Raw genomic sequence first — 24,940 nt, 5'->3', positions numbered from 1 at the left:
TGCGTTACAATGGCGATGCTTGGGGGCGACCTGGTTTCGACGGGGGTTGCAAAGCAGCGCAGGGCATACCGAGGGCGGGCTACCTCGTAAATACAACCTGAAAAAACTTAACTGCAAACGATAACTCGTACGCACTAGCAGCTTAATCGCTGTTAGCTCTACAACACCTCGTCCCTGGGGTGGGCCCTTAAAAGCTGTAGAGTCATTTACAGGGACTCGTGTAATGTCGGGTTACTTGGCATCGCACTAAATAATAGGTAACTCGCTTGTACACAGCGTGCACGTCCGCGTTGTACCGGTTAAATTAAATGGCAGTGCTAAGTATGTAGAACTGTCTGTAGAGTACTTTCGGACGCGGGTTCGATTCCCGCCGCCTCCACCACGAATACGCCAAGCCGCTGAGTAATCAGCGGCTTTGTCGTTTCTGCCACATGTATTTACGTTACTAGATGCGACAAGCGCACTAGCCTAGTCTGCATCGCAGCAAGCATCTGTTCGAATTTTTCCGATTGAAAGAAGCGATATTCAAGCACACGCTGTTGTGCAATCTCATCATCCGGATAGGCTTGGGTTGCCGGGTGACACATGATCAGCATGCCTGTTTGCGCCGCATCCAGCCAAACCTTGAAACAAGCGGCGTAGTCTTCCTGATCAAAACCGTACACACCTGCAAATCCCTTATTGCTTGCAACGCGAGCACTCTGCAAATCTTTAGCAAGCGACTGACCGCCAAGATATTTTAAAATTTGCGGCTTGCCACCCCATGCTGGATTCGCTGGCACCGTATTACGTACCCAGATCAGATGTTTGGCATAACGGCGCTTGATCACTTTCAAAAGAATTTGACGAACACCCGCGAATTGATGCACGTGCTGATGGCCATCGATAAAGTCCGGCACTTGTCCGAATCCGTCTTCAAATGCATCGAGCTGGCGCTCCAGTTCTTGCTCGACTTTTTGCGGATTCAGGCTGTGCAGCAGGCTGCGCAAAATAACGGCATTCAAACTAGGCGCATCGGCACCAAAACCCTCGGTCAAATTAAAATGCAAGCCGATATCGGCTTGCTCACGATAAGCGCGCAAGGCGGGAGCTGATATCGATTGCCAGTTTGGCGCAGTGCTGAAACAACTGACCGCGGTGAGACGACCTAGAGAAAGCAACTCCAGAATACCGGCATCGATACCGGGGTTCTGTGCATAGTCATCAGAACAAAGCGCAATCGGTGTCATGGCATTCTTCATATCAATGTGATGCGTGGCGGAAAGCCCATACGCGACTCAGAACATAGGTCATAGCGGCGACGGTAAACACCACCACCGCTAACGCGAGGTAATACGGCCAGCCGGCATAACGTAACAATAAATAAAACATCAATTGGTTCATGCCAAAGCCCAGCAGCGCAACCAGCAAAAACCGCAGGAAAGATGAATGCGTGCCATCCGTATGCGAAGCGACTGCATCGGAGAAGGTCCAGTGTCTATGACCGAAATAACTGACCCAGAATGCAGCGACAAAGCCGCCGACATTCGCTTGCAGCGGTGCGATATGCAATAGTTCAACCAGCGCAATCACCACCCAGTAGTGCACAGCAGCAGCCGTCAAGCCAACAATACCGAAGCGCGCAATCCGCAACAGTTCAATCAGGCGCATGTGCTTCTTTTTCTTCAGTATTCAACGAGATCTTATCGGCAGTTTTATTTTCAAAAGCACCATTATCTATATCGTGCGCCACAACATAGAGCGGCCGCTTTTTGACTTCGTCATACACGCGTCCGACATACTCACCAAGCACGCCTATCGAAATCAACTGTACCCCGGAAAAGAACATCAAGCCGGCGGCTAATGTAGACCAGCCAGGCACATCATTGCCAAACAGGATGGCTTCGCCGGCAATCCAGAATGCATACAGAATCGCAATGATGGAAATCACCACGCCTACCGCGCTCCATATCCGCAATGGCAGCGTGGTAAATGCCGTGACGCCGGCCAATGCCAGACGACTCAGACTGCGATAACTAAAGCTGGACACGCCGGTCGCGCGATCGTTCGGCACGAAAGGCAAGGCAATGCTGCTGAAGCCAACCCATGCATACAAACCCTTCATGAAGCGATTACGCTCCGGCAATTGACGCAAGGCGTTAACGACCTTGCGATCCATCAAACGGAAATCGCCGGCATTGCGCGGAATCGTGATCGGCGCACCGGACTCCATCAAGTGATAAAACATCCCCGTGCCCCAGCGCTTGAGGAGCGATTCATTACTACGATCACTGATCACGCCGTACACCATGTCGATGCCACTGACCCACAATCTCACCATTTCCGACAGCAATTCCAATGGATGCTGGTAATCGCCATCCAGCAAAATAACGGCATCACCTTTTGCTGCATCGATACCGGCCGACAACGCCGCTTCCTTGCCAAAATTTCTGGAAAAACTGATATAGCGCAAACCCGCATCTGCCAGCAAAGGTGCCATCACTTCATTGGTATTGTCTTTGCTGCCATCGTTGACAACGATGATTTCATAACGGGGGGCGAAGGTCTCCAGGGTTTTCCGCAGGTCCCGCAAGAACGCGGCCAGATGGGCAGCCTCGTTGTATGCCGGAATCACGCAGGAAATCAACGCATCGGCCGGACGATGTTGCGGCAGTGCGGTCAATGTCACCATGAGAATAACCTTTCTGGATCAAGCGGCCAGACAGCGCACAAGCCTTGAAACATAAGGAATTCAGGCCGGCTGTCGGGTAAAAAATTTAGCGGAGCATTATGGCCAACGATTATAATTCACCGCCACTGTATGCGATTGCCAAACTGAAATTGTTTCCGGATTTCTACGCACATAACTTACCCTTACCGATGATGCCAACCCAGTCACGCCAGCCAGTTTCCCCGTCCAATAAGTTCGCCCGGCTGTTTTCGCCGAGTGCAGACGATATCGCGCCGCTGGTCATCCTGCTGCTCTTGCTGCATCTGCTTGTATGGAGCCTCTTCACGGGCCTCAGCCATCGTTCGCCCGACTGGGACAATATGGAAGAGCTGGTCTGGGCCAGCGGGCTGGAATGGGGATACTACAAACATCCGCCACTACCTTCATGGATTTTGTATGGATTGGTTTCCATCTTCGGCCGCCCAGTCTGGCTGACTTTCTTCACCGGCCAGTTGAGCGTGATCCTGTCCTTGTGGATGGTCTGGAAGCTTGGTTGCGAAATAACCTCGCAACGTCGTGCCTTGATCGCTACTTTGCTGGTTTCCGTCGTTGCTTACTTCACGGTACGCGGCGTAATGAACAATCACAACACGATGCAATTGTGGTCAGTCGCCGGCGCGATCTGGATGCTTTATCGTGCGACGCGCACTGATAGCATGCGCGCCTGGGCAATGCTCGGCTTCTTTTGCGGCTGTGCCTTCCTGACAAAATACAGCGCGCTGATTCAATTTGCAGCATTCGCCCTGTACTTGCTGTTCACCGGCCATCTGCGCCGCGCACAAACCTGGAAAGGCATCGCATTATCAACCGCAGTTCTGATCGCAATGGTGACGCCGCATTTACTGTGGCTCAAGCAACAAGCGGCCGGTCCCGTTGCTTATGCTGGTAGTGAAATGGAGCCACTCGCGACTTATCTGCTTGAACTTCAGGACTTGTTCAGCTTTACTCTGACGAATCTGGGACGCATCGCCGCACTGTTGCTGGCATTGGCCATTGTTGCAATCTGGGCATCGCGTCAGTACAAGTTAGTGCCAAAATCTGCGCGTCCGGCTACCATCGCCAGCCAGTTGGCAGCTTCGGATCGTTTCTTCCTGTTGGTAATTGGTATTGCGCCGTTGCTTCTGACGATGCTGATTGCAGGTGCAATGAAGATTCCATTGGCCGCGCATTGGGCCACCACTTTCTTTATCCTGTTTGGCTTTTTCTCATTCTGGATTTTGCGCAGCGGCGACGATGTCTCGCTCTTGCGCAAGACGATCGTCATTATTGTAATCATGCAGGTACTCGGCGCAGCCGGTTACGGTCTGGCACGCGGACCACTGGCTGATAAATCGGGACGTCCTAGCCGTGCCACCTTCCCCGGTGCAGAAGTGTCACGTCAAGTGCACGCTGCATGGCAAGCCAATATGCAAACGCCTTTGAGGCTCGTCGCGTCTGACACATGGTTGGGTGGCAATATCGCGATCCATATCGGTCCGCAAGTACAGGTTTTGATTGATGGTGATTTTGGTAAATCGCCGTGGGTGGATGAAGACAAGGCGGACAAATGCGGAATGCTGGTTGCGATCAACCGTAGCAAAGACAATCCGCCTGAAATCGACAATGAAGTGATCGCCTTGATGGCGCAAAGCACGCAGCATGGCACGCTGGATATTCCATGGACCAAAAAGCCTGACGGTCCAAGAGTAGAAATAGAATGGGGCATCATCCCACCGCAAGCCGAGTGCAGCGAAAAGCCCGCCTCCCTCTGATTTTTTCTGTAATTCCTCTATTTTTCTCGTCAGCATATTCGTAACACTCGATCCGCTGACGAGAATATCCCGCCTTAAGGTTGCAGGCGTTGCCTCTTCCACTGCCCGTCCTTCTCCAGCGTATACGCAATACGATCATGCAGGCGTGACCTGCGACCTTGCCAAAACTCTACGTAATCCGGCTGCAGGCGATAACCGCCCCAATGTTCAGGACGCGGCGTCTGATCGCCATATTGCGCTTCCGCATTTGCGTATTGCGCTTCCAGCGCCGCGCGATCTGCGATCAGCGTGCTTTGTGCAGAAGCAATCGCACTCAAGCGACTCTTGACCGGACGACTTTGAAAATACTGTTCACTCTCTTCCGCCGACACTTTCTCGACGCGCCCTTCGATACGGACTTCACGCTCCAATGCAATCCAGTGGAACAACAACGCTGCATACGGATTTTTATCCAGCTCAATGCCCTTGCGGCTGCCGTAATTGGTAAACCACGTAAAGCCGCGTTGATCGAAATCCTTGATCAGCAAGATACGTGACGAAGGCCGCCCATTCTCACCGACAGTAGACACGCCCATCGCATTCGGTTCCGGCACTTCAGCGCGCAAGGCTTCAGCAAACCATTTTGAAAACTGCACGATAGGATCAGCATCTGTGTCCGTCTCGGACAAATCAGCTTGTGTGTAATCGGTACGGATATCTGCAATCGACATGAATTTTCTTTCTATACATTGATGGCACGCTGCATCGCTATTCTGTCACGCAATGTCTGAGCATTTGAATAAACCGAATCCGGTTCGGCATGGAATTCCCAATCGAGTCTTATCTCTTTGGCATCTTGAGATTAAAGGACGTGATACATGCCGGAATTGATCCATCTCAATCTATTCTGAGAATACCGTAAATAATTTGGCAACGTGTGAGTCCCCATACAAAGGAAAGACCATTTTTTCAGCAAAAGAAAATCCATGCAACCGAGCTTTGCTCCCGCGGTCCGTTAAAATGGCGATATGACTTCTTTTTCTGCTGCCACCGTCCCCTCCCCTGATCACGAGATCGATTTTGACCGCCGTTTTGGCGGAATTGCACGACTGTATGGACAAGCGGGGCTAAGCCGTTTCCGCGCAGCGCATGTCTGCGTGGTTGGCGTCGGTGGTGTCGGCTCCTGGGTAGTGGAAGCTCTGGCGCGTAGCGCTATTGGTCATATCACCATGATCGATCTGGATAACCTCGCAGAGTCCAACGTCAATCGACAAATTCATGCGTTGACTGATACCCTGGGCCAAGCCAAGGTAACGGCTTTGGCCGAACGCATCGCGCAAATCAATCCGTATTGCGTCGTGACAGAAATCGAGGATTTTCTTACTGCAGATAATCTGGACGAGATGATAGGCGCGCGCAACTACGACTACATCATCGATGCCATCGACAACGTCCGTGCAAAAACCGCGTTGATTGCATATTGCCGCAAGCATGGCTTGAAACTCGTGACCATAGGTAGCGCAGGCGGACAAATCGATCCGACAAAAATCGCCGTACTCGATCTGTGCCGTACCGAACAGGAACCGTTACTGGCAAAAGTACGCAAACGCTTGCGCGCCGAACACGGCTTTCCACGCGGGACGAAAAACAAGTTCGGTATTGATGCAGTGTTTTCTACCGAACCCTTACGTTTCCCGGAAAGCGAAGAAGTATGTGCCATCGATAGCGACGCACAATCCGGCATCACTGGTCTCAATTGTGCAGGCTTCGGTTCTGCAATGGTCGTCACCGCATCCTTCGGACTGGTCGCTGCGGCTCATGTATTACGCAAGTTTGCGGCTGAAGCTGGTGTTGCAAATTCAGTAGATCAAGTCCAGCCGGATTAGTGTGGTATCTAATCGGGCATCGCTTCCCGTCTCAGGATTTCCCAAAAGATTCATTCAATTGCTGCGTCACACGGATGAAAGTCGTGCGCTTGGTCAGTTCCTTCAACTTGTGCGCGCCCACATAAGTACACGCAGAACGCACGCCGCCTAGTATCTCCTGCAAGGTATTGACGACCGGGCCGCGATACTCGACCAACACCTCCTTGCCTTCTGCTGCGCGGTATTCGGCCACACCACCTGCGTATTTTTCCATGGCGGCGCGACTGCTCATGCCGTAAAAGCGTTTGAATTTTTTACCGTCACGCTCCACCACGTCGCCAGCGCATTCATCGTGACCCGCCAACATGCCGCCCAACATGATGAAATCTGCGCCGCCACCGAATGCCTTGGCCAGATCGCCCGGCACGACACATCCACCATCAGCACAAATCTGCCCACCCAAGCCATGCGCAGCATCGGCGCACTCGATCACTGCGGACAATTGCGGATAACCGACACCGGTCATCTTGCGCGTAGTGCAAACCGATCCTGGGCCTATGCCAACTTTGACGATATCGGCACCAGCCAGAATCAGTTCTTCGGTGATGTCACCTGTCACGACATTGCCGGCCATGATGGTCAGATGCGGAAATGCCTTACGCACCTTCTTGACAAAATTGATGAAGCCTTCGGTATAACCGTTTGCTACGTCTATGCATACATATTCGATCGCATTGTTCAGCCGCGCCATCACCGCTGTAAATTTTTCGTAATCGGATGCACTGATGCCCATCGAATAAAACGCACTGGAGGTGGCAGCAACGCCATTACCCAACGATAGAAAAAACTGTTCCAGCTCATCTACCGAATAATGCTTGTGCAAGGCAACCGACAGATGATGTGCAGCGAGTGCGCGCGCCATTTCCATGGTGCCCGTGCTATCCATATTGGATGCAATGATGGGAATGCCGCGATAGGTTTTGCGGGAATGATGAAAAATGAATTCGCGCCGGATATCAACTTCCAGACGCGATGTCAGCGTCGACCGTTTGGGGCGTATCAGTACATCCTTGAAGTCCAGTTTGACCGATTCTTCGATATGCATGACACCTCCTTGACGGCGTATCCGACGTCAGAATACAAACTCAGGACAGATCAGTCTTGAGCTTGTCTCTAAAGGTTTGACGGAACTTGGAAACCTTGGGCGCAACGATAAAAGCGCAATAACCCTGCAGCGGATTCTGCCGAAAATAATTCTGATGATAAGCCTCGGCCTTGTAATACGTTTCAGCCGGACTGAGCTCGGTCACGATAGGTGCGTCCCACACATTCGCCATTTCGCAAATGACATGCTTGGCCGTTTCTTTCTGCTCCGGTGTTTGATAATAAATCACCGAGCGATATTGCGTGCCGACGTCATTACCCTGACGGTTCAAGGTCGTAGGATCGTGGATAGTAAAAAATACTTCAAGGATTTCTCGGAAGCTGACGACTGCAGGATCAAACGTCAGACGCACTACTTCAGCATGACCGGTAGTGCCTTCACAAATTTGCTCGTAACTTGGGTTTGGGATTTGACCACCGGTGTAGCCGGATTCGACGTTGATGATACCTTTCAGCTGTTGATAAACAGCTTCGGTACACCAAAAACAGCCGCCGCCCAAAGTTGCGATTTCCGTTGCCATACATTTACTCCGTTTTGAATAAGACCATTAAATACCGTGACTGGATGTCATGACTGTAGCGCAAAGCGATAAGCGTGCATAGGAATCGGATTGCGATTAGCGCTTCCACAACAGTGTTTGCACACGTGGGCCATGCTGGAAATTAAAGTCAACGAAAAATGATAGTGCCGCCGCTGGCAAGTACTGGCAAAACATGAGGCGTAAAGATATCGGTATCAAACAAGGCTTCTGCAATCCTGAATTCCTGTGCAATGTTCGACTCAATATATGGCGTCGCATTTTCCATCAATTGCTGCAAACTTTGCTCGCTCGCCTGCAAGCTGCCGTCTTCCAACGCTAGCAAGGAAATCAGGCTGGGCTGAGTAATATCCTCACTTACAGGCGGTGTATGGTGACAGCGGATCGCAATCAGTGACGATAAATTCGCGATGACTGGCGCTGCAGGCGGCACTTCGAATATCGTCTCATCATCATGCAACAATAAGACTGCCGGAATGTTCTTCAGTATCGCGATACTTTCCTGATGCAATGGTGCGTGCTCTAGGGGCAGCAGCTTCGCACCGCAACGCGCGACCGCGATATAAAACATCAATGCATCCTGATGACCTTGGCCCCAGTACACAACTGTATCGCCAGCCTTTACATGCCATTCGCTTTTCAGACGTGCGGTAGCCCGCTCGATACGCGACCAGAATTTTCTGTACGTGACTACACGACGACTCGAACGCGATGCAATGGCATTCGGTTGAGTCGCAACATGGTGACGCAAGATAGTAAAAAGATTCATGTTCAAATTTCTCCAGAGCCTAGATTCTACGGAAAAACCCCATAAGCCATGCGGCGTTTAACCATGAGCACACATTTTTTCGGCATAATGAATGAAATTTCCTGGATCACCGATGTCTATTACTTCTTCACCCAAAGCCGCAGCTGTTGTTGATGCACGCCATTTCCGCGATGCGCTGTCTCAATTCGCGACTGGCGTTACCGTCATCACCACGCGCTTGCCTGATGACAGCTTTCTCGGCATAACGGCAAGCTCATTCAATTCAGTTTCGCTGAATCCGCCATTGGTCTTGTGGAGTCTGGCGCAGAGCGCGAACAGCCTGCCGGTCTTTACCGGCAATTCGCACTACGTCATCAATATTCTGGCGGCCGATCAGGCCGCATTGGCGAATCAGTTTGCACGTCCCAGCAAGAATCGTTTTGAAGGCGTTGAATTCACGCTGTCGCCAACCGGCTTGCCGATTCTATCCGGCGTTGCAGCATGGTTTGAATGCCATAATCGCAGTCGCTATCCGGAAGGCGATCACGTTATTTTTGTTGGGGAAGTTGAGTGTTGCGATGTGTCGCCGCAAGAACCGCTGATCTTTCACGGCGGTCGATTCTTATCTGAGTAAAACAAGAAAAATGAAGCCGACGCGAATGTTCTTGTCTTAGTCCTGCAGCAAGCGCGACAAGATACCGGATGAATCATGTGCTGCACGGCGCAACCTATCGTTAATGCCGTTCCACGCTTCATCAGTCGGTGGCGTCTGCACCACGATGACATCAGCATTCGCATTATCCATAGCCCGCAAGGCGGCATACAAGGCATAAGCAAATCCTGCAGGATCTACCGGCAGAGAAATGCGTGCCAAAACCGGTACATGCACATCGGCATCGTGTTGCATCAACGCGACTCGTCGACCGTGTTCATGCAGTTTTTGCAGTACCTCATTCAACCGCTCACCATCGACCAATACGACTGGGGTATGTGGCGCGTAATGCGATTCCAAGGTACCGGAAGCGCGTGGTGCAGTATGATCCGGCAAAGCAGGCCAACTACCCAACACATCTGCAATTTGCGTCGCAGTGATATGACCAGGGCGCAATAGCACGACGTGACCGCGCGATACATCCACTATCGTCGATTCAATGCCGACTTCGCTTTGTCCACCGTCGAGCACACAGGTCAGCAAGCCACCCATGTCATCGCCGAACTCATCCCGCACGTGTTGAGCAGTGGTCGGACTAACCTGACCAAACTTGTTGGCTGATGGTGCTGCCACACCGCCCTTGCCATGCTTGAACGCACGCAACAAGGCTTGTGCTACCGGATGCGATGGGCAACGCAAACCTATCGAATCCTGGCCACCGGCAACCGTATCGGGAATATGTTCGGCACGCTTGACGATCAAGGTCAGCGGCCCCGGCCAAAAGGCGGCGATCAATTTACGCGCATCAGGTGAAACAGATTGCGCCCAGTAAGCAAGGTCTGCTTCCGGTGCCAGATGCACGATAACGGGATGATTCGAGGGACGGCCTTTGGCTTGATAAATCTTGGCGACCGCGATTGGATTTTCGGCATCCGCACCGAGTCCATAAACGGTCTCGGTAGGGAACGCGATCAGCTCACCGCGTTCCAAACGGCGCGCGGCATCTTCAATCGCTAACAAATCCACTGATTCAGGCATCGCTTACTTCTCAAAGATCAGGGCGCGATGCCGAGAATGTCACAGGCTTTACGCAGATTGGCTTGCGCTTCTTCCAACGTCGCCGCGACAAAGGTGATGTGACCCATCTTGCGTGCACGACGTGCGGTATCTTTGCCGTACAGATGCAGATTTGCACCCGGCAAGGCCAAGACTTTGTCCCATGCAGGTTCACGCGCCTCATCCGATTTTCCTTCAAACCAGATGTCGCCCAAAATATTCAGCATCGCTGCCGGCGAATGCTGACGCACATCGCCCAAAGGCATGCGCGCCATCGCACGCGCCTGCTGCGCGAACTGGCTGGTCACACATGCATCGATCGTGTAGTGACCGCTGTTATGCGGACGTGGTGCCATTTCATTGACGACCAGCGAGCCATCGGTGAGCACAAAAAATTCTATGCACAGCACGCCGACATAACCCAGTTGTTCAATCACGGCCAGTGTTGCGGCTTGCGCTTTTTCGGCAGATTCTTTGCTGATGTTCGGACCCGGCACGGTAGTCGTGAACAGAATGCCGTCTCTATGTACGTTTTCTGCAATTGGATAAACGACTGCTCTGCCATCGGCACCGCGCGCGGCCAGTACGGAAATTTCGTAGGCCAGCGGCAGCATTTTTTCCAGTACGCAAGCAACACCATTCATATTGGCGTAGGCATTGTGCAATTCAGCACGCGTCTTGACGCGAACCTGGCCTTTGCCGTCATAACCCATGCGTACTGTTTTCAGGATGCCTGGCAATAAATCATCAGACACAGCATCCACGTCAGCATCAGAATTGATCTCTTTATGCGATGCAGGAAATACACCGGAAGTCGTTGCACACTCAATGAAGAAGCGCTTCTCTGCCATACGATCCTGTGCAATTGAAACGCACGAAGACGATGGTGCAACGAAAGTACGCTCAGCTAAAAACGCCAGACTCTTGGCCGAGACATTTTCAAACTCTGTCGTCACTGCCACACATTGCGCAGCCAACTTGGCCAAGGCATCGACATCGGTATAGTCAGCGCTATGCAACTGATCGGCTGCGTGACTCGCAGGACAATCAAGTGCAGGCTCTAACACTGCGACTTTGAAACCCATTTGTTGTGCCGCATGCGCAAACATACGACCCAGTTGTCCGCCGCCCATCACGCCCAGCCAGGTAGCCGGTGCTGCGGATGGATTCAAAGGTGTTAATTGTTTCGTCATTTCGGCAAGGTCATTTCTATGGCGATTTGCGTTTGTCTGGCGCGGAATTCTTCCAGGCTTGCGGCGAGTTTGTCGTCGGTGGTAGCAAGAATTGCAATCGCGGCCAGCGCCGCATTCGCAGCACCCGCTTCACCAATCGCAAACGTAGAAACAGGAATCCCTTTTGGCATCTGCGCGATCGACAACAAGGAATCTTCACCGCGCAAATATTTGGATGGCACTGGCACGCCGAGTACCGGCACGATGGTTTTCGCTGCGATCATGCCTGGCAAATGCGCAGCACCGCCGGCACCGGCGATGATCGCGCGCAACCCGCGGGTGCGGGCCGACTCAGCGTAAGCGAACATCTGATCCGGCATGCGATGTGCAGAGATCACCTGCGCTTCATGCGCAATACCGAACTCCTTCAGGATCGCGACCGCGTGTTGCATCACATCCCAGTCGGACGAAGATCCCATTACCACACCTATCAAAGGCTTAGTCGTTGTGTCTGCCATATCAGCCTTTCAGTTCTTCACCGGTCAAGCGCGTCAGTGCTTCACGGTATTTCGCACCAGTTTTTGCTATCACGTCTGCCGGCAAGGCCGGTGCGGGCGCGGTCTTTTTCCACTCGGTCAAGGTTTCCAGATAATCGCGCACAAACTGCTTGTCGAACGATGGTGGCGAGATGCCGGTCGCGTACGAATCAGCAGGCCAGAAACGCGAGGAATCGGCAGTCAATACTTCATCCATCAAATGCAGTGTGCCATCCTTGTCGAGACCGAACTCGAACTTGGTGTCAGCGATGATGATGCCGCGTGTCGCAGCGTAATCGGCTGCCGTCTTGTACAGCTTGATGCTGACGTCGCGAATCTTGTTGGCCAGTTCTTTACCGATACGTTGTTCCATCTCGGCGAAGGTGATGTTCTCGTCGTGCTCGCCCATTTCCGCTTTGGCGGCTGGCGTGAAAATTGGCTCTGCCAGTTTCTCTGCCTGCTTCAATCCTGCCGGCAATTGCACGCCGCAGACTGCGCCGGTTTTCTGGTAATCGCTCCAGCCGGAGCCAATGATGTAACCACGCACAACTGCTTCCACCAAAATCGGTTGCAGGCGCTTGGCGACCACCGCGCGATTCTTCACCTGCGGCACTTCGTCTGCAGCCACGACTGATTCAGGCGCGATACCGGTCAGATGATTCGGCACGATGTCTTTCAGTTTTTCAAACCAGAAATCAGACATCTGGTTCAGCACCTGTCCTTTTTGCGGAATAGGCTCATTCATCACGACGTCGAATGCAGACAACCTGTCACTGGTGACGATCAAAATCTTGTCGTCGCCGACCGCATAGTTTTCGCGAACTTTGCCGCGGCCGAGTAAAGGCAATGAAGTAATGGTGGACTGATACAAACTGGTCATGACGTTTCCATAAATCTGAAACGGCGATTCCTGGAATCGCCGATACGTGGTTGCACTACTGAATATGTTTGCCGGTCTGTTTTGCAGACCAGCCTACTAAACGATTTGTTATTGAACGACTTGCGACAACTCGCCTTTTTTATATTTCTCGGCCATTTTATCCAGCGGAAGCGGTTTGATTTTTGCAGCCTGACCTTCACAACCAAATGCGAGGAAACGCGCTTTGCAAACCTGCTTGGCTGCTTCTTTTGCCGGCTTCAGATAATCGCGCGGATCGAACTTGGATGGATTTTCCATCAAGTAGCGACGGATCGCGCCGGTCATCGCCAAACGGATATCGGTATCGATATTGATCTTGCGCACGCCGTTCTTGATGCCCTCTTGAATCTCTTCAACTGGCACGCCGTAGGTTTCCTTCATGTCACCGCCGAACTCGCGAATTTCTGCCAGCAATTCCTGCGGTACCGATGAAGAACCGTGCATCACCAAATGTGTGTTTGGAATACGCACGTGAATTTCACGTATGCGTTCGATCGCGAGAATATCGCCCGTAGGTTTTTTCGTGAATTTGTATGCGCCATGCGAAGTGCCAATTGCAATTGCCAATGCATCGCACTGGGTTTGCTTGACGAAGTCGGCTGCCTGCTCGACGTCGGTCAGCAACTGTTCGCGCGTCATCTTGCCATCGGCGCCGTGACCGTCTTCCTTGTCGCCCATCATGGTTTCCAGCGAACCGAGCACACCGAGTTCTGCTTCAACCGTGACACCAATTGCGTGCGAAAACTCAACTACTTTGCGCGACACTTCGACATTGTATTCATAGCTGGCAACCGACTTGCCATCTGCATTCAGGGAGCCATCCATCATCACCGATGAAAAGCCGGAGCGTATCGCTGCCATGCAAATCGCCGGTGTTTGACCGTGATCTTGATGCATGACGACAGGGATGTGCGGGTACGCTTCAATCGCCGCTTCAATCAGATGGCGCAGGAATGGCTCGCCAGCATATTTACGGGCGCCAGCCGAAGCTTGCATGATTACCGGCGCGCCGACTTCATCTGCCGCTTCCATAATAGCCGTCACCTGTTCCAGGTTGTTGACGTTGAACGCAGGCAGGCCGTAGTCATTTTCGGCTGCGTGGTCGAGCAATTGACGCATGGATACGAGTGGCATGGTAATTCTCCAAAACAGTAAATTAAGGTTTGCCGAACAGATGATTTTTTTGCCACGCGCTTGATCCGCAGCGGCGTTCAATCATCTTCACAACAAATTAGTTTTCAAAACATCTGCACTACATTTCGCGTGCCTGCATGACGATGACAACATCGCATGCATCACACTGATTCATCGCCGCACTAAAACATTACTTGCTGGCGCGTTGTTCCAGAATTTCTACCGCAGGCAAGGTTTTACCTTCCAGGAATTCCAGGAAAGCACCACCGCCAGTCGAGATATAACCGATCTTGTCTGCAATATCGTACTTGGCTATCGCTGCCAAGGTATCGCCGCCGCCAGCCACGGAAAAACCCTTGGATTCTGCAATCGCTTGCGCCAAAGTTTTGGTGCCGTTGGCAAACTGATCGAACTCGAATACACCGACCGGACCGTTCCAGACGATGGTGCCGGCTTGCGCAATTTGTTTTGCCAGTATGTCTGCTGTCTTCGGTCCGATGTCCAGAATCATATCGTCGTCGGCTACGTCTTTTACATCCTTGACTGTCGCTACGGCAGTCGGTGAAAACTCTTTCGCGCACACCACATCAACGGGGATCGGCACTGACGCACCACGTTTCGCCATCATGTCTATGATGACTTTGGCATCACCAACCAAATCCGCTTCTGCCAGCGATTTGCCGATTTTCAAACCCGCCGCCAGCATGAAAGTATTCGCGATACCACCACCGACGATCAGATTATCCACCTTGTCGGCCAGCGTTTTCAAAATGGTCAACTTGGTCGACACCTTGGAGCCGGCAACAATCGCCACCAATGGGCTGGCCGGTTCGCATAAAGCCTTGCCCAAGGCATCCAGTTCCGCAGCAAGCAAAGGGCCAGCACAGGCTACAGTCGCATATTTTGCAATGCCGTGCGTAGTTGCTTCGGCTCTATGCGCGGTGCCGAATGCATCGTTCACATAGACATCGCACAGTGCGGCAATTTTCTTCGCCAGCGCGTCGTCGTTCTTTTTCTCGCCCTTGTTGACTCGGCAGTTTTCCAGCAAGACGACTTGACCAGGTGCGACTTCGACACCGTCGACCCAGTTCTGTTTTAATTCAACTGCTTGACCGAGCAGTTCGCTCAAGCGCTGCGCGATCGGTGCCAGCGTATCTTCCAGTTTGAATTCGCCCTCGACCGGACGACCAAGATGCGACGTCACCATCACGGCAGCGCCCGCTTTCAAGGCTTGTTGAATTGCCGGCACCGAGGCGCGTATGCGTGTGTCTTCGGCAATATTGCCTTGGCTGTCTTGCGGTACGTTGAGATCGGCACGGATAAATACGCGCTTGCCCTTGAGTTCATTACGCGCGATCAAATCGCTCAATCTTTTGAATTGCATGGAGTTATTCGTTAACAGGTTTGACGAAAGACCGCTATTTTACCGCACCGGAAGGCGCAAAAACCTTGGTTTCATGCCAATGTTCTATGCAGAAATAGCGGGAAGAGGGGAAATTGCCGGCTCATTTATAAATTTGAGCCAAATCGCAAAGCCCCCGGTTAGAAGGCTGCTCACGAAATAGATTCATTTTTAACACTAAAAATTATCTTTTAATTATTATTACTTGGATGCTAAGCAGCAAATCGTGAGCGCCACAGATGCCCCAATAAACGAACCAATACCCAGCAATAATATTTGTCGATGTCATTCTGCGATGCTGTTGCTGCCTCATTTTTCCTGCCGGAATCCGTTAAAATCGAGATCTTGTAAATTACAGCGAGGCTCAAAATGTCGATGTCTGATCGCGACGGAAAAATTTGGAAAGACGGCCAATTAATAGACTGGCGCGATGCCAACATACACATTCTGACTCACTCGCTGCACTACGGCATGGCCGTGTTTGAAGGCGTACGCGCCTATAAAACCGACAAAGGCACGGCAATCTTCCGCCTGCGCGAACATACGGAACGCCTGTTCAATTCCGCCAAAATTTTCCAGATGAACATTCCCTTCGATCTGGAAACCGTGATGCAGGCGCAGTTGCAAGTCGTCCGTGAGAACAAGCTCGAAACCTGCTATCTGCGTCCATTAGTCTGGATCGGCGATGAAAAACTCGGCATCTCCGCCAAAGGCAACAAGATACACGTCGCCGTCGCAGCCTGGCCATGGGGTGCATATCTGGGCGAAGATGGCCTCAACAAAGGCATACGCGTCAAAACCTCATCCTTCAGCCGGCACCATGTAAATGTATCGATGGTTCGCGCCAAGGCATCCGGCTATTACATCAACTCCATCCTCGCCAATCAGGAAGCGCTGGCTGACGGCTACGATGAAGCGCTGTTGCTGGACACCGACGGCTATGTGTCGGAAGGTTCAGGCGAAAATGTATTTATCGTCAAGAAAGGCAAAATTTACACACCGGATCTCGCTTCTTGCCTGGACGGTATCACGCGCGATTCGCTCGTAACGATTGCACGCGATCTGGGGATAGAAGTGATCGAAAAACGCATTACCCGCGATGAAGTGTATTGTGCAGATGAGGCATTTTTTACCGGGACGGCAGCCGAAGTCACGCCGATACGCGAGTTGGATAACCGCGCCATCGGCGACGGCAAGCGCGGTGCTATCACCGAAAAACTGCAAAACGTGTTTTTCGACGCGGTTGCCGGCCGTACGCCGCAATACAGCCATTGGCTGACGATCGTCTGATCGACAGCTTGGAAGTGCGGATTATTTGCTATACGATAGCCCCGCTTCACTTTACTATCTACGACATGCAGTAACCGTTGAATGTATCAACAGCATGCATCAGCGGCGCGACTAAGCAATTATTAATAAGCAATTCGGAGAATCACATGACACAAGCAGCGCACACAGCGTCCGCAATCGAACTCGACAGCAAAGATTTGCCAGCCTATTGCCCAAATCCGGCAATGCCGGTCTGGAGCTCGCATCCACGCGTATTTCTCGAAATGTCGCATGGCGGCGAAGCAAAATGTCCATACTGCGGCACCGTCTATCGCATGAAACCTGGCGCAGTCGTACACGGTCACTGATAGACGATCATGCCAAAAACACGCAAACAGTTCGGCTCGGCAGACGATATCGAAATCGCCTTGTACGATGCCATCGGCCGTGCCGATCTGGAAGCGTTGATGGCATTGTGGGCCGACGATGAAGAGATCGTCTGCATCCATCCAGATGGCACACGCCTGATCGGTTATGCCGCAATCCGCGCATCGTGGGAAGAAATCTTCTCGCGCGGTGGCGTACACATACTCCCGCTGCAATTGCACGCGTCGCAGAACCTGATGAGTGCAGTACATAATCTGATCGAAGCTGTGTACACGCAAGAAGGTACACAACGCGACGTACATATATTGGCCACCAACGTCTATGTTAAAACAGCGGCTGGCTGGCGCATCGTCTTGCATCATGCATCGACCGCACCCGGTAAAGCCAAAACAGAGCTCGCTGCAAACAATGTGTTGCATTGATTGTTAGCTGCCCGTTCTCTTCGTGACAAACCTGCTTTACACGTGTTGAACGACGTACGTTCATTTGACGCGCCTGATCGTATAACGCGCATTAGCTAATACTCTGTTTTATCCAACGGATTGATTATTACCTCGATGACCTACCCCGCTCCATCCTGGCTGCCCGGCGGCCATCTGCAAACCATCTATCCAGCAAAATTCATCGCCAAACCGGCAGTCGTCTATAGACGCGAACGATGGGATACGCCAGACAATGATTTCATCGATCTGGATTTTATCGATGGCAAAACGGGGCAACCGTTCCTCATCATGTTTCATGGTCTGGAAGGTTCATCCAACAGCCATTACGCCCGTGCACTGATGGCACATATTGCAAGACTGGGTTGGTCGGGGGCCGTCGTGCATTTCCGCGGCTGCTCGGGCGAACTGAATCGTGCGCCGCGCTTTTATCATTCCGGCGATGCCAAGGAAATAGACTGGATTCTGCGCAGGTTGGCACCTTACGCACGTGAACGTGGTGCCAGCAAATTCTATGCGAGCGGCGTTTCTTTAGGAGGAAATGCACTGTTGCGCTGGCTGGGTGAATCACAACATCAAGCCGAGATCGTCGATGCTGCCTGTGCGATTTCCGCACCACTCGACCTGGCTGGCGGCGGTGCAGCGTTATCGCGTGGCTTCAATATGCTTTACACGCGCATCTTTCTGGAAACACTCAAGCCTAAATGTCTGGAAAAACTGAAGCAATTTCCCGGTCTGTTTGATCGCGACACGATGATGAATGCGCGCGACCTGTATGCATTCGATAATGTCGTCACCGCACCTTTGCACGGCTATCTGAGCACTGACGATTACTGGCATCGCGCCAGTGCCAAATACGTGCTCAACGACATCACCGTACCTACGCTGGTACTCAATGCGCAGAATGATCCGTTTCTACCGAAAGAATATTTACCGCAAACTGCAAGTGCCAAGATCAAACTTGAACAACCTGCACACGGCGGACATGTAGGTTTTACTGTCGGCCCGTTTGCCGGAAAATTAAACTGGCTACCGCAGCGTATGATCAGTTTTCTTGAGAGCGCTCAATAGCAAAAGGATGTCCGGTGGATGCAATCGTCGAGCAAGCATTAACAAAATGGCCGAACGTACCGCACTGCTACGGTTGGCTGGCACTCGACGCACGTGGCAACTGGCGCATGCGCAACGAACACGCACAAGCGCATGATCTGCCTGGCGATAAAATCACTCAGCCAGCTTTGCGCAGTTTCATCAACCGCAACTACACCTGCGATCAGCAAGGCCGATGGTATTTTCAAAACGGTCCGCAACGAGTGTATGTCGATCTTGAAGTTACACCCTACATTGCGCACACCGAACCGGCGTATGGATTCGTTCTACAAACAGGTGTGCATTTATCAGGGATAGACGCTGCCTGGCTCAGCGATCAGGGACGATTATTTTTGCAAGGCGACGGAAAATTCGCCATGCTGGACGATAGAGATCTAGCGCAATGCATGACTGATCTGTTGCTGAATGACGAGCATGTCGCTGACGAAAAATTGATGGTGTGGCTGGAACAGCATGGAGCAAGCGGCGCATTATCGTTGTCGCACGACAGCAAGAAAATATCCGTCAATTACATTAAAGAAGCTGCCATCAGCGAAGAATTCAAATTCATGCGCGTGCCACGCACTTCCATCTGATTACACCCAAGACCCAGCCATTTCCGCTCAGCCTTCCTTCTCCAAGCGTATTTCTTCCAGGCGTTGCGCCTTCATTTCGCGTTCACGTGCATCAATAATCGATAGCTCGTAAAACGATGCATCCGGTGCTTTGCGCGCAATCGATAACTGATCAAGCGCAGCCGGCAAACTACCCTTCAAGGCATAGGATTCTGCCAGCGCCAGATGCTGTTGTGCCTGTTTGTTCAATGCGGCATACGCTTTGGCCAGACGATCATAAAGTTTAGGCTCGCTCCGATACAGTTGCGCTTGATCGCGCAAAAACGTCACGGCATCTTCATAACGTCCTGCAGCAAAAAGTGCATCGGCATACTGATGTGCAATACCTCGCGACAAGGGAAACTGATTGCGCGCAAGATCCGCTTCTTCCAGCGCTTCCTTAGGCTGGCGTGCAGCCAGCTTGATATCAATAGCCAAGCTACTCAGCACCACATTTCTGGCAGAGGGCGAACCATTCTTCAGAGCGACACGCGCATCATCAAGCATGCTTTGCGCCTTCTTCATATTGCCTTGTTTAAATGCAACAAAAGCCAAGCCATATTTACCGGCAATAATCGAAGTACGTGTTTTCTGCTGCAATTGCCGCTCAAAAGCGGCAGTAGCCTCAATCAATCCCTGCTGCGACGGATCTTGCAGAATTTTTACCCGCGCTTGAATCAATGGAAAATCCAGGCTATCCGCATGTTGCCGATAACGCTGATCACGGGTGCGTGCCTCGATATCAGCAATCCGTTCCGTCGTCATCGGATGTGAGCGCAAATATGGCGGCGCATTATCGGTGTAGTTGCGGCTGGCCTGCTGCAAACGACCGAAGAAATTGATCATGCCGGAAGTTTCAAAGCCAGCTTCGCGCATGATGTCCAAACCGACGCGATCCGCTTCGCGTTCGGCATCACGACTGAAGTTGAGTTGACGCTGTATCGCAAGGCCCTGCCCACCCATCATCATCGCCATGCCGGCATCCGGACTGGAGCTTAATGCCAATGCGCCCAGCAACATCCCGGCAAGCGGGATCAACATATCCTGTTTCTGCTTGCCCAGCATGCGCGCAATGTGGCGTTGTGCCACGTGGCCGATTTCATGTGCCATTACGGAAGCAAGCTCAGATTCATTCTGCGCTGCAAGTACGAGCGCCGAATGCACGCCGATAAAACCGCCTGGCAAAGCAAACGCATTCAGCATCGGATCGCGCACTGCGAAAAAGAAAAAATCATACTTTGTTTCGCCGCGCGCTTCCGGCCGCACCGCAAGCAGGCTATTGCCCAAATTTTCTAAATATTCCTGCAAGGGTTCATCATCCAGATAATCGCGGTTACGTCGAATCTCCTTCATGATCTGTTCACCCAGCTTGCGCTCCATCAAGGGCGACAATTCTTCCCGCTCGGTATCGCCAAGGCTGGGCAAGGTTTGCGCTATGGCGGAGGCAGGAGTAATCGCAGGCGGCAAGGCACCCGTGAGCAATACGCTCGCCAATGCAACAGCGCGCAGAGGGAATCGCGGCATAAAATTAGCAGTTTGCAAAATGGATTTCAGTTTCACGATGCTATGATACCCGCTCATTACAATCGTTCCACTCTTCCAGCCACAACTGCTTTCTTGCCATCATGACTTCAAAAAAAGACCACGACCAAACCTCTGCTGCCAACGATGGCCTGACTCATTTCGATGCCACCGGCCAGGCACACATGGTCGATGTCGGCAGCAAGAATGAAACTCACCGCATCGCAGTCGCCAGCGGCATCATCCGCATGAAACCGGAAACGCTGGCAATCATAGAATCCGGCACCGCAAAAAAAGGCGACGTACTAGGCATCGCCCGCATCGCCGCCATCATGGGTGCCAAGCGCACCAGCGATCTGATTCCACTATGCCATCCGCTGGCGCTGACGCGCGTCACGGTGGATTTCGCGTTGAATAACCCGCAATCCAGCATCAGCTGTACCGCGCAGGTGGAAACGTTTGGTAAAACCGGAGTGGAAATGGAAGCCCTTACCGCCGTACAAATCGGATTGCTGACGATTTACGATATGTGCAAGGCGGTGGATAGGGGAATGACAATGATGGATATCAAAGTGCTGGAGAAGCATGGTGGGAAATCCGGGGATTGGTTATTGGCAGCCCTCTAATTTAAAAATCCACACAAACATCTCAAGCAGGACATTTCATGTCGCTCGACAAATATATTTCCTTCCTCGGTGTCTTTTGCGCCAAGGAATCAAGTTTAAGTTGAGCCATTTTATTACCAAGCGCCAAGCTCGTAGAGTAAGCAACAACAGCCGCGTCGGCGCATCCATTCTGTTCCAACACCAAACCACGAACATACTGAATCAAATTGTCTTTTTGATTCAACAACGCAGCACGATCAAGATCTTGTAATGCTGCAGCGTTTTGTTTAAGCGCATAAGAAGCTAAGGCTCGATTGTAATACGCTTGATAAACCTTGGGACTCATTTGAATCGTACGTGAAAAATCGTCAATTGCTTCCACATATCTTTTCTCTTGCAAATACGCCCGCCCACGATTGTAGTAAATACGATCACTACCGATAAGAGATGCTGATTCTAGTTTACTTGCTGCATCTTTCCAGACAATGGCCTCGGTCGCAAAACTAGTTAGACGATCACGCGCCAACAAAAAACAAACAACGAACACTGGAATTGCGGTTATCACCAGCCAACGAATTGACACGCGAGCACATAAGGCCACAAACATCATCACATAACCGGGAGCCCACAAATAACTCCGATATAAAACAAAAGGCTCCTGAAATCGCACAGAGGAAAGTTCGGTTAAAAAAAGAAACCAGCAATACAAAAAACCACCACAAAAGAGCGCCACCACCCCCTTCTGGCGTAAAAAATAGATGACAAGAATTGGAGACAAAAGAAAAAAGATCACCTTCGGAAATGCATGCCAGGAAAACCAGATATGGGAAAAATCGAATCGCATATCGACAGAGAGTACGCGCACGTCTGGCACAATCCAAAACGTAATGTAGTCAAAAAAGAAACCTGCCTGCATGACCATGCTGACAACCCACTGCCCCCATGGTTTGCTCATGATGGCAATGTCGAATAATTGCGGAATTATGTTAGCGGCATCCGGCTCATAACTGGTCGAGACGATATGCTTCTTCGACAAAAAAACAGTCACAGCTACGGGGAGACAAAGTAGAAGGTAAAGCGCAATTCGTTTGAAATGAGATCGAAAGCTGCCTTCATAAAGCGACGCCAATGCTACTGCGGCTAACGGCAGCATGATCGCGTGCTCCTTCGAAAATAGGGCCATCGCGTAAAACAGTGCTGCAGTAATCACATCCGCAGCTCTGTTCTCTGCGAACGCACGACGAAAAAACCAAAGAGAAAGTAATGAAAAAAGCGTTGCGAAAAGAATCGTCCGCTGTGCAAGGTAACCGGCACCATAAACAGCAATAGGATGAATTGCGAACCAAGTCGCGCCTAGAAAAGCAAAGATAGTTGCGCGCCGACACGTTTGCTTTGCATCTTCATTTGGCCGAGATATATTCAACGCCTGAGTCAACAAAGCTCTTAGCAAAAGATACAGTACCCACGCGCACAAAATATGTAACGCAAGGCTAACGACACGATTCCCCTCAATCGTGCCACCGACTACACTAGCAAACCCTAACGTGAAGTAAGGAAAAGTACGTGGCCGGAAATCAAAAGGGGTTTGTGCATAATCATAAATTACCCCACTACTGAACAAACCTTGATCATCGAAAATTAGTCCATTATGCAAGAATGGCAAGTAGAGGAAACTAGCCAGTATTACTAGGGCGAGCATCGCAATAAGGGAATATCGATAAGGTGCCATGCTTTGTTTCTCTAAGTAATGTCATCAACCACTACGCTTTAGGCTATATTTTTGAGCGCTCTAAATCGAGATAAACCAGTAAAAATTTGAATCTGAAGATACGACATCAATAAAAAAAACCATGCCCAATTATTTGGGCATGGTTTTCGGGAAACTCTAACTCAAGAACTGAATATTATGGGCAACCAAATATTTTCTTCATGTTCGCATTACCCGCAGTGCTGGAACATGCTGTTGTACTCCAGCTTATCGCCGAAGTGCCAACCGCAGGTGTAATTGTCACTGTTTGTCCATCATAAACCGTGTTACCGGTACCACCAACTGTCAAGGTGACAACACCAGTTCCAGCCGCCACTGCAATGCCCGTTGCCTCAGGTGTAACAGTAGGAAATGAAGCACTGCCGTCAGCCGGATTAGTAAAGCCAAGCGAAGTCCAACCAGCACCTGCCGTACCTGAGACACCAGCTGGCAAGGTTGCGAAGCTACCTGCATTATTTTGCGCAAATTCAGCTAATGCCGTCTTAACTGGATCAAGAGCAACAATCGCTTTGGATAATTTTGCTCTAATGATGTAATCCTGATACTGCGGAATCGCAACTGCAGCCAAAATACCAATAATTGCAACCACGATCATCAATTCGATCAGCGTAAAACCTGCTTGTGCTTTCTTAATCATTTTCATCGATTTCATTTGTTTCTCCTGTTTGGGTAGAGGGCAGGTTTCTGCCACACTTACCATTGAGCAATCCGTGTGCCAGCTTAGAATGGTGTAAATAAGGAATGTTTCCAGGGGAAAAGACACAAAAAGTAACAAATTTGGTTATTGAGCGCCAATTTTTGTCACATTCAGCGGAAATTTTTGGCGGTGTGAAACAGATTTTATTGCGCCAAGAACCGAGAAGCGACCATAAAACTGCAATGCATTAGCACAAGAGCATCATTTCAGTTCCCGACAAATCGATCACATCCCCACTCTTTAATAGCTGCGTCTTCAAACCTATCGTCACGCCATTGACGAGTGGATGAATGCTGCCTTCTACATGCGTAATGCTGTAGCCATTCGGCGCGCTTGTTAGCACTGCGACTTGTACGCCTGGACGGCCTATCGTTGTCAGGGTTTTGGTGAGCGGGATTTTCTTATCTTTACCAGCACCATTCAAGACCTTGATGATTGCAGGTGAGGATGGGTTTGTTTCAAAGGCGGAATCGATGTTTACTGAATCATTGATTCTCTGATCTGTATCTTGATTTTCACTCGTCGTACTGGGGAAAGCCGGGCCGGCTACCACTTCATACACACTTTCATTCGCACAGTATTGAATCGTATGCGTAGCGAGTTCGATCACATCGCGACCTTGTAAAACATGCTTTTTCACCGGCTGACCATTCAGGCGGCTGCCGTTCGTGCTACCCAGATCTTCAAAATAAGATTCGGTTGGGGTGGTAATGATTACCGCGTGTTCTGCGCTGATGCCGGGGGCGTCGATGACGATATCGTTGTAGGTTCTGCGTCCTATAGTGATACGCGTTTTCAAAAGCGTGAGCTCTTGCAGTGGGATCCCGTCTTTTGCCAAAATAATCGTGGCCATTTATTTCTTCAACTTTCGTTTTACTTCAGATGGTCGTAAATGAACGTGTTTGCACCCAAGGATCGACACT

26 protein-coding genes and 1 other RNA gene are annotated in these 24,940 nt (G+C 51.1%); 10 read left to right on the top strand and 17 right to left on the bottom strand.

Annotated elements, in window-relative coordinates; translation table 11 throughout:
* Window positions 1-21: 21 nt before the first annotated feature.
* Window positions 22-382: a transfer-messenger RNA gene (gene ssrA, locus Hfont_RS04775) on the top strand.
* Between the two features lie 55 nt (window positions 383-437).
* Here ssrA and Hfont_RS04770 read toward each other — a convergent pair.
* The 3 genes from Hfont_RS04770 to Hfont_RS04760 are packed head-to-tail and all read right to left on the bottom strand — an operon-like array spanning window position 438 to window position 2,671.
* Window positions 438-1,229: a ChbG/HpnK family deacetylase gene (locus Hfont_RS04770; RefSeq protein ID WP_112991712.1), complete on the bottom strand. Its 792-nt coding sequence runs from the start codon at window positions 1,227-1,229 to the stop codon at window positions 438-440.
* A gap of 13 nt (window positions 1,230-1,242) precedes the next feature.
* A complete protein-coding gene (locus tag Hfont_RS04765) occupies window positions 1,243-1,650 on the bottom strand; it encodes a GtrA family protein (protein ID WP_112991083.1) in 408 nt (135 codons plus the stop codon).
* Window positions 1,637-2,671 (bottom strand): glycosyltransferase family 2 protein, encoded by a 1,035-nt coding sequence (locus tag Hfont_RS04760; protein ID WP_241523011.1) that lies wholly within the window; start codon window positions 2,669-2,671, stop codon window positions 1,637-1,639. Before Hfont_RS04760 ends, Hfont_RS04765 begins: the two co-directional genes overlap by 14 nt.
* A gap of 98 nt (window positions 2,672-2,769) precedes the next feature.
* On the opposite strand from Hfont_RS04760, the gene Hfont_RS04755 reads away from it, so the two are divergent.
* Complete coding sequence (locus Hfont_RS04755) at window positions 2,770-4,461, top strand: glycosyltransferase family 39 protein (RefSeq protein ID WP_241523010.1); 1,692 nt, start codon at window positions 2,770-2,772, stop codon at window positions 4,459-4,461.
* A 74-nt stretch (window positions 4,462-4,535) separates the two neighbouring features.
* Here the strand turns inward: Hfont_RS04755 and pdxH are convergent, their stop codons facing one another.
* Window positions 4,536-5,171 carry a pyridoxamine 5'-phosphate oxidase gene (pdxH, locus tag Hfont_RS04750; RefSeq protein WP_112991081.1) on the bottom strand — a complete coding sequence of 212 codons (636 nt, stop codon included), beginning with the start codon at window positions 5,169-5,171 and terminating at the stop codon, window positions 4,536-4,538.
* A gap of 297 nt (window positions 5,172-5,468) precedes the next feature.
* Here pdxH and tcdA point away from each other — a divergent pair, with 297 nt between their 5' ends.
* Window positions 5,469-6,326 carry a tRNA cyclic N6-threonylcarbamoyladenosine(37) synthase TcdA gene (tcdA, locus tag Hfont_RS04745; protein WP_112991080.1) on the top strand — a complete coding sequence of 286 codons (858 nt, stop codon included), beginning with the start codon at window positions 5,469-5,471 and terminating at the stop codon, window positions 6,324-6,326.
* A 31-nt stretch (window positions 6,327-6,357) separates the two neighbouring features.
* Here the strand turns inward: tcdA and Hfont_RS04740 are convergent, their stop codons facing one another.
* The 3 genes from Hfont_RS04740 to Hfont_RS04730 all read right to left on the bottom strand — a co-directional run bounded on the left by Hfont_RS04740 (window position 6,358) and on the right by Hfont_RS04730 (window position 8,777).
* Window positions 6,358-7,410 carry a GMP reductase gene (locus Hfont_RS04740; RefSeq protein WP_112991078.1) on the bottom strand — a complete coding sequence of 351 codons (1,053 nt, stop codon included), beginning with the start codon at window positions 7,408-7,410 and terminating at the stop codon, window positions 6,358-6,360.
* 40 nt (window positions 7,411-7,450) lie between these two features.
* Complete coding sequence (gene msrA / locus Hfont_RS04735) at window positions 7,451-7,990, bottom strand: peptide-methionine (S)-S-oxide reductase MsrA (protein ID WP_112991076.1); 540 nt, start codon at window positions 7,988-7,990, stop codon at window positions 7,451-7,453.
* A 148-nt stretch (window positions 7,991-8,138) separates the two neighbouring features.
* Window positions 8,139-8,777, bottom strand: coding sequence for an AMP-binding protein (locus Hfont_RS04730; RefSeq protein WP_112991075.1), 639 nt, complete (start codon window positions 8,775-8,777; stop codon window positions 8,139-8,141).
* A 112-nt stretch (window positions 8,778-8,889) separates the two neighbouring features.
* On the opposite strand from Hfont_RS04730, the gene Hfont_RS04725 reads away from it, so the two are divergent.
* On the top strand, window positions 8,890-9,390 hold the full coding sequence (locus tag Hfont_RS04725) for a flavin reductase family protein (RefSeq protein WP_112991710.1): 501 nt from the start codon (window positions 8,890-8,892) through the stop codon (window positions 9,388-9,390).
* A 36-nt stretch (window positions 9,391-9,426) separates the two neighbouring features.
* Here Hfont_RS04725 and Hfont_RS04720 read toward each other — a convergent pair whose 3' ends face one another.
* The 6 genes from Hfont_RS04720 to Hfont_RS04695 form a co-directional block, all read right to left on the bottom strand.
* Complete coding sequence (locus Hfont_RS04720; protein ID WP_112991073.1) at window positions 9,427-10,446, bottom strand: L-threonylcarbamoyladenylate synthase; 1,020 nt, start codon at window positions 10,444-10,446, stop codon at window positions 9,427-9,429.
* 17 nt (window positions 10,447-10,463) lie between these two features.
* Window positions 10,464-11,657: a 5-(carboxyamino)imidazole ribonucleotide synthase gene (locus tag Hfont_RS04715; RefSeq protein ID WP_112991072.1), complete on the bottom strand. Its 1,194-nt coding sequence runs from the start codon at window positions 11,655-11,657 to the stop codon at window positions 10,464-10,466.
* On the bottom strand, window positions 11,654-12,154 hold the full coding sequence (gene purE / locus Hfont_RS04710; RefSeq protein WP_112991070.1) for a 5-(carboxyamino)imidazole ribonucleotide mutase: 501 nt from the start codon (window positions 12,152-12,154) through the stop codon (window positions 11,654-11,656). Before purE ends, Hfont_RS04715 begins: the two co-directional genes overlap by 4 nt.
* A 1-nt stretch (window position 12,155) precedes the next feature.
* The gene (locus Hfont_RS04705) at window positions 12,156-13,052 is read right to left on the bottom strand and encodes a phosphoribosylaminoimidazolesuccinocarboxamide synthase (RefSeq protein WP_112991068.1); all 897 of its coding nucleotides are present in this window, start codon (window positions 13,050-13,052) and stop codon (window positions 12,156-12,158) included.
* A 108-nt stretch (window positions 13,053-13,160) separates the two neighbouring features.
* On the bottom strand, window positions 13,161-14,225 hold the full coding sequence (fba, locus tag Hfont_RS04700; protein WP_112991066.1) for a class II fructose-bisphosphate aldolase: 1,065 nt from the start codon (window positions 14,223-14,225) through the stop codon (window positions 13,161-13,163).
* 190 nt (window positions 14,226-14,415) lie between these two features.
* Window positions 14,416-15,609 (bottom strand): phosphoglycerate kinase, encoded by a 1,194-nt coding sequence (locus Hfont_RS04695; protein ID WP_112991064.1) that lies wholly within the window; start codon window positions 15,607-15,609, stop codon window positions 14,416-14,418.
* A gap of 387 nt (window positions 15,610-15,996) precedes the next feature.
* Here Hfont_RS04695 and Hfont_RS04685 point away from each other — a divergent pair, with 387 nt between their 5' ends.
* The 5 genes from Hfont_RS04685 to Hfont_RS04665 all read left to right on the top strand — a co-directional run bounded on the left by Hfont_RS04685 (window position 15,997) and on the right by Hfont_RS04665 (window position 19,408).
* A complete protein-coding gene (locus tag Hfont_RS04685; protein WP_112991060.1) occupies window positions 15,997-16,917 on the top strand; it encodes a branched-chain amino acid transaminase in 921 nt (306 codons plus the stop codon).
* A gap of 146 nt (window positions 16,918-17,063) precedes the next feature.
* A complete protein-coding gene (locus Hfont_RS04680; RefSeq protein WP_112991059.1) occupies window positions 17,064-17,264 on the top strand; it encodes a zinc-finger domain-containing protein in 201 nt (66 codons plus the stop codon).
* Between the two features lie 9 nt (window positions 17,265-17,273).
* Complete coding sequence (locus Hfont_RS04675; RefSeq protein WP_112991057.1) at window positions 17,274-17,705, top strand: YybH family protein; 432 nt, start codon at window positions 17,274-17,276, stop codon at window positions 17,703-17,705.
* Between the two features lie 135 nt (window positions 17,706-17,840).
* Window positions 17,841-18,794, top strand: a complete 954-nt coding sequence (locus Hfont_RS04670; protein WP_112991056.1) for a YheT family hydrolase — start codon at window positions 17,841-17,843, stop codon at window positions 18,792-18,794.
* Window positions 18,795-18,808: 14 nt separating this feature from the next.
* A complete protein-coding gene (locus tag Hfont_RS04665) occupies window positions 18,809-19,408 on the top strand; it encodes a DUF2946 family protein (RefSeq protein ID WP_112991054.1) in 600 nt (199 codons plus the stop codon).
* Window positions 19,409-19,435: 27 nt separating this feature from the next.
* On the opposite strand, the gene Hfont_RS04660 is transcribed toward Hfont_RS04665, so the two are convergent.
* A complete protein-coding gene (locus Hfont_RS04660; protein ID WP_112991709.1) occupies window positions 19,436-20,950 on the bottom strand; it encodes a beta-barrel assembly-enhancing protease in 1,515 nt (504 codons plus the stop codon).
* A gap of 101 nt (window positions 20,951-21,051) precedes the next feature.
* Between Hfont_RS04660 and moaC the strand changes: the two genes are divergently transcribed.
* A complete protein-coding gene (gene moaC, locus Hfont_RS04655; protein ID WP_112991052.1) occupies window positions 21,052-21,573 on the top strand; it encodes a cyclic pyranopterin monophosphate synthase MoaC in 522 nt (173 codons plus the stop codon).
* Window positions 21,574-21,595: 22 nt separating this feature from the next.
* Here moaC and Hfont_RS04650 read toward each other — a convergent pair whose 3' ends face one another.
* The 3 genes from Hfont_RS04650 to Hfont_RS04640 all read right to left on the bottom strand — a co-directional run bounded on the left by Hfont_RS04650 (window position 21,596) and on the right by Hfont_RS04640 (window position 24,870).
* A complete protein-coding gene (locus Hfont_RS04650) occupies window positions 21,596-23,281 on the bottom strand; it encodes a tetratricopeptide repeat protein (protein ID WP_112991051.1) in 1,686 nt (561 codons plus the stop codon).
* Window positions 23,282-23,456: 175 nt separating this feature from the next.
* Window positions 23,457-23,963, bottom strand: coding sequence for a pilin (locus Hfont_RS15255; protein ID WP_421800988.1), 507 nt, complete (start codon window positions 23,961-23,963; stop codon window positions 23,457-23,459).
* 241 nt (window positions 23,964-24,204) lie between these two features.
* Window positions 24,205-24,870 carry an FHA domain-containing protein gene (locus Hfont_RS04640; RefSeq protein ID WP_112991049.1) on the bottom strand — a complete coding sequence of 222 codons (666 nt, stop codon included), beginning with the start codon at window positions 24,868-24,870 and terminating at the stop codon, window positions 24,205-24,207.
* Window positions 24,871-24,940 lie beyond the last annotated feature (70 nt).

Origin of the sequence: Herminiimonas fonticola, from assembly GCF_003293745.1 — a bacterium.
GTDB classification, from domain to species: Bacteria; Pseudomonadota; Gammaproteobacteria; order Burkholderiales; family Burkholderiaceae_D; genus Oxalicibacterium; species Oxalicibacterium fonticola.
The sequence above is the reverse complement of the archived record's forward strand: the minus strand, read 5'-3'. Positions and strand labels throughout refer to the sequence as shown.

Coding starts and splice junctions, on each gene's coding strand:
- Hfont_RS04770 (WP_112991712.1), bottom strand. CDS start 1,229: ATGACACCGATTGCGCTTTGTTCTGATGACTATGCACAGAACCCCGGT.
- Hfont_RS04765 (WP_112991083.1), bottom strand. CDS start 1,650: ATGCGCCTGATTGAACTGTTGCGGATTGCGCGCTTCGGTATTGTTGGC.
- Hfont_RS04760 (WP_241523011.1), bottom strand. CDS start 2,671: ATGGTGACATTGACCGCACTGCCGCAACATCGTCCGGCCGATGCGTTG.
- Hfont_RS04755 (WP_241523010.1), top strand. CDS start 2,770: ATGGCCAACGATTATAATTCACCGCCACTGTATGCGATTGCCAAACTG.
- pdxH (WP_112991081.1), bottom strand. CDS start 5,171: ATGTCGATTGCAGATATCCGTACCGATTACACACAAGCTGATTTGTCC.
- tcdA (WP_112991080.1), top strand. CDS start 5,469: ATGACTTCTTTTTCTGCTGCCACCGTCCCCTCCCCTGATCACGAGATC.
- Hfont_RS04740 (WP_112991078.1), bottom strand. CDS start 7,410: ATGCATATCGAAGAATCGGTCAAACTGGACTTCAAGGATGTACTGATA.
- msrA (WP_112991076.1), bottom strand. CDS start 7,990: ATGGCAACGGAAATCGCAACTTTGGGCGGCGGCTGTTTTTGGTGTACC.
- Hfont_RS04730 (WP_112991075.1), bottom strand. CDS start 8,777: ATGAATCTTTTTACTATCTTGCGTCACCATGTTGCGACTCAACCGAAT.
- Hfont_RS04725 (WP_112991710.1), top strand. CDS start 8,890: ATGTCTATTACTTCTTCACCCAAAGCCGCAGCTGTTGTTGATGCACGC.
- Hfont_RS04720 (WP_112991073.1), bottom strand. CDS start 10,446: ATGCCTGAATCAGTGGATTTGTTAGCGATTGAAGATGCCGCGCGCCGT.
- Hfont_RS04715 (WP_112991072.1), bottom strand. CDS start 11,657: ATGACGAAACAATTAACACCTTTGAATCCATCCGCAGCACCGGCTACC.
- purE (WP_112991070.1), bottom strand. CDS start 12,154: ATGGCAGACACAACGACTAAGCCTTTGATAGGTGTGGTAATGGGATCT.
- Hfont_RS04705 (WP_112991068.1), bottom strand. CDS start 13,052: ATGACCAGTTTGTATCAGTCCACCATTACTTCATTGCCTTTACTCGGC.
- fba (WP_112991066.1), bottom strand. CDS start 14,225: ATGCCACTCGTATCCATGCGTCAATTGCTCGACCACGCAGCCGAAAAT.
- Hfont_RS04695 (WP_112991064.1), bottom strand. CDS start 15,609: ATGCAATTCAAAAGATTGAGCGATTTGATCGCGCGTAATGAACTCAAG.
- Hfont_RS04685 (WP_112991060.1), top strand. CDS start 15,997: ATGTCGATGTCTGATCGCGACGGAAAAATTTGGAAAGACGGCCAATTA.
- Hfont_RS04680 (WP_112991059.1), top strand. CDS start 17,064: ATGACACAAGCAGCGCACACAGCGTCCGCAATCGAACTCGACAGCAAA.
- Hfont_RS04675 (WP_112991057.1), top strand. CDS start 17,274: ATGCCAAAAACACGCAAACAGTTCGGCTCGGCAGACGATATCGAAATC.
- Hfont_RS04670 (WP_112991056.1), top strand. CDS start 17,841: ATGACCTACCCCGCTCCATCCTGGCTGCCCGGCGGCCATCTGCAAACC.
- Hfont_RS04660 (WP_112991709.1), bottom strand. CDS start 20,950: ATGCCGCGATTCCCTCTGCGCGCTGTTGCATTGGCGAGCGTATTGCTC.
- moaC (WP_112991052.1), top strand. CDS start 21,052: ATGACTTCAAAAAAAGACCACGACCAAACCTCTGCTGCCAACGATGGC.
- Hfont_RS04650 (WP_112991051.1), bottom strand. CDS start 23,281: ATGGCACCTTATCGATATTCCCTTATTGCGATGCTCGCCCTAGTAATA.
- Hfont_RS15255 (WP_421800988.1), bottom strand. CDS start 23,963: ATGAAAATGATTAAGAAAGCACAAGCAGGTTTTACGCTGATCGAATTG.
- Hfont_RS04640 (WP_112991049.1), bottom strand. CDS start 24,870: ATGGCCACGATTATTTTGGCAAAAGACGGGATCCCACTGCAAGAGCTC.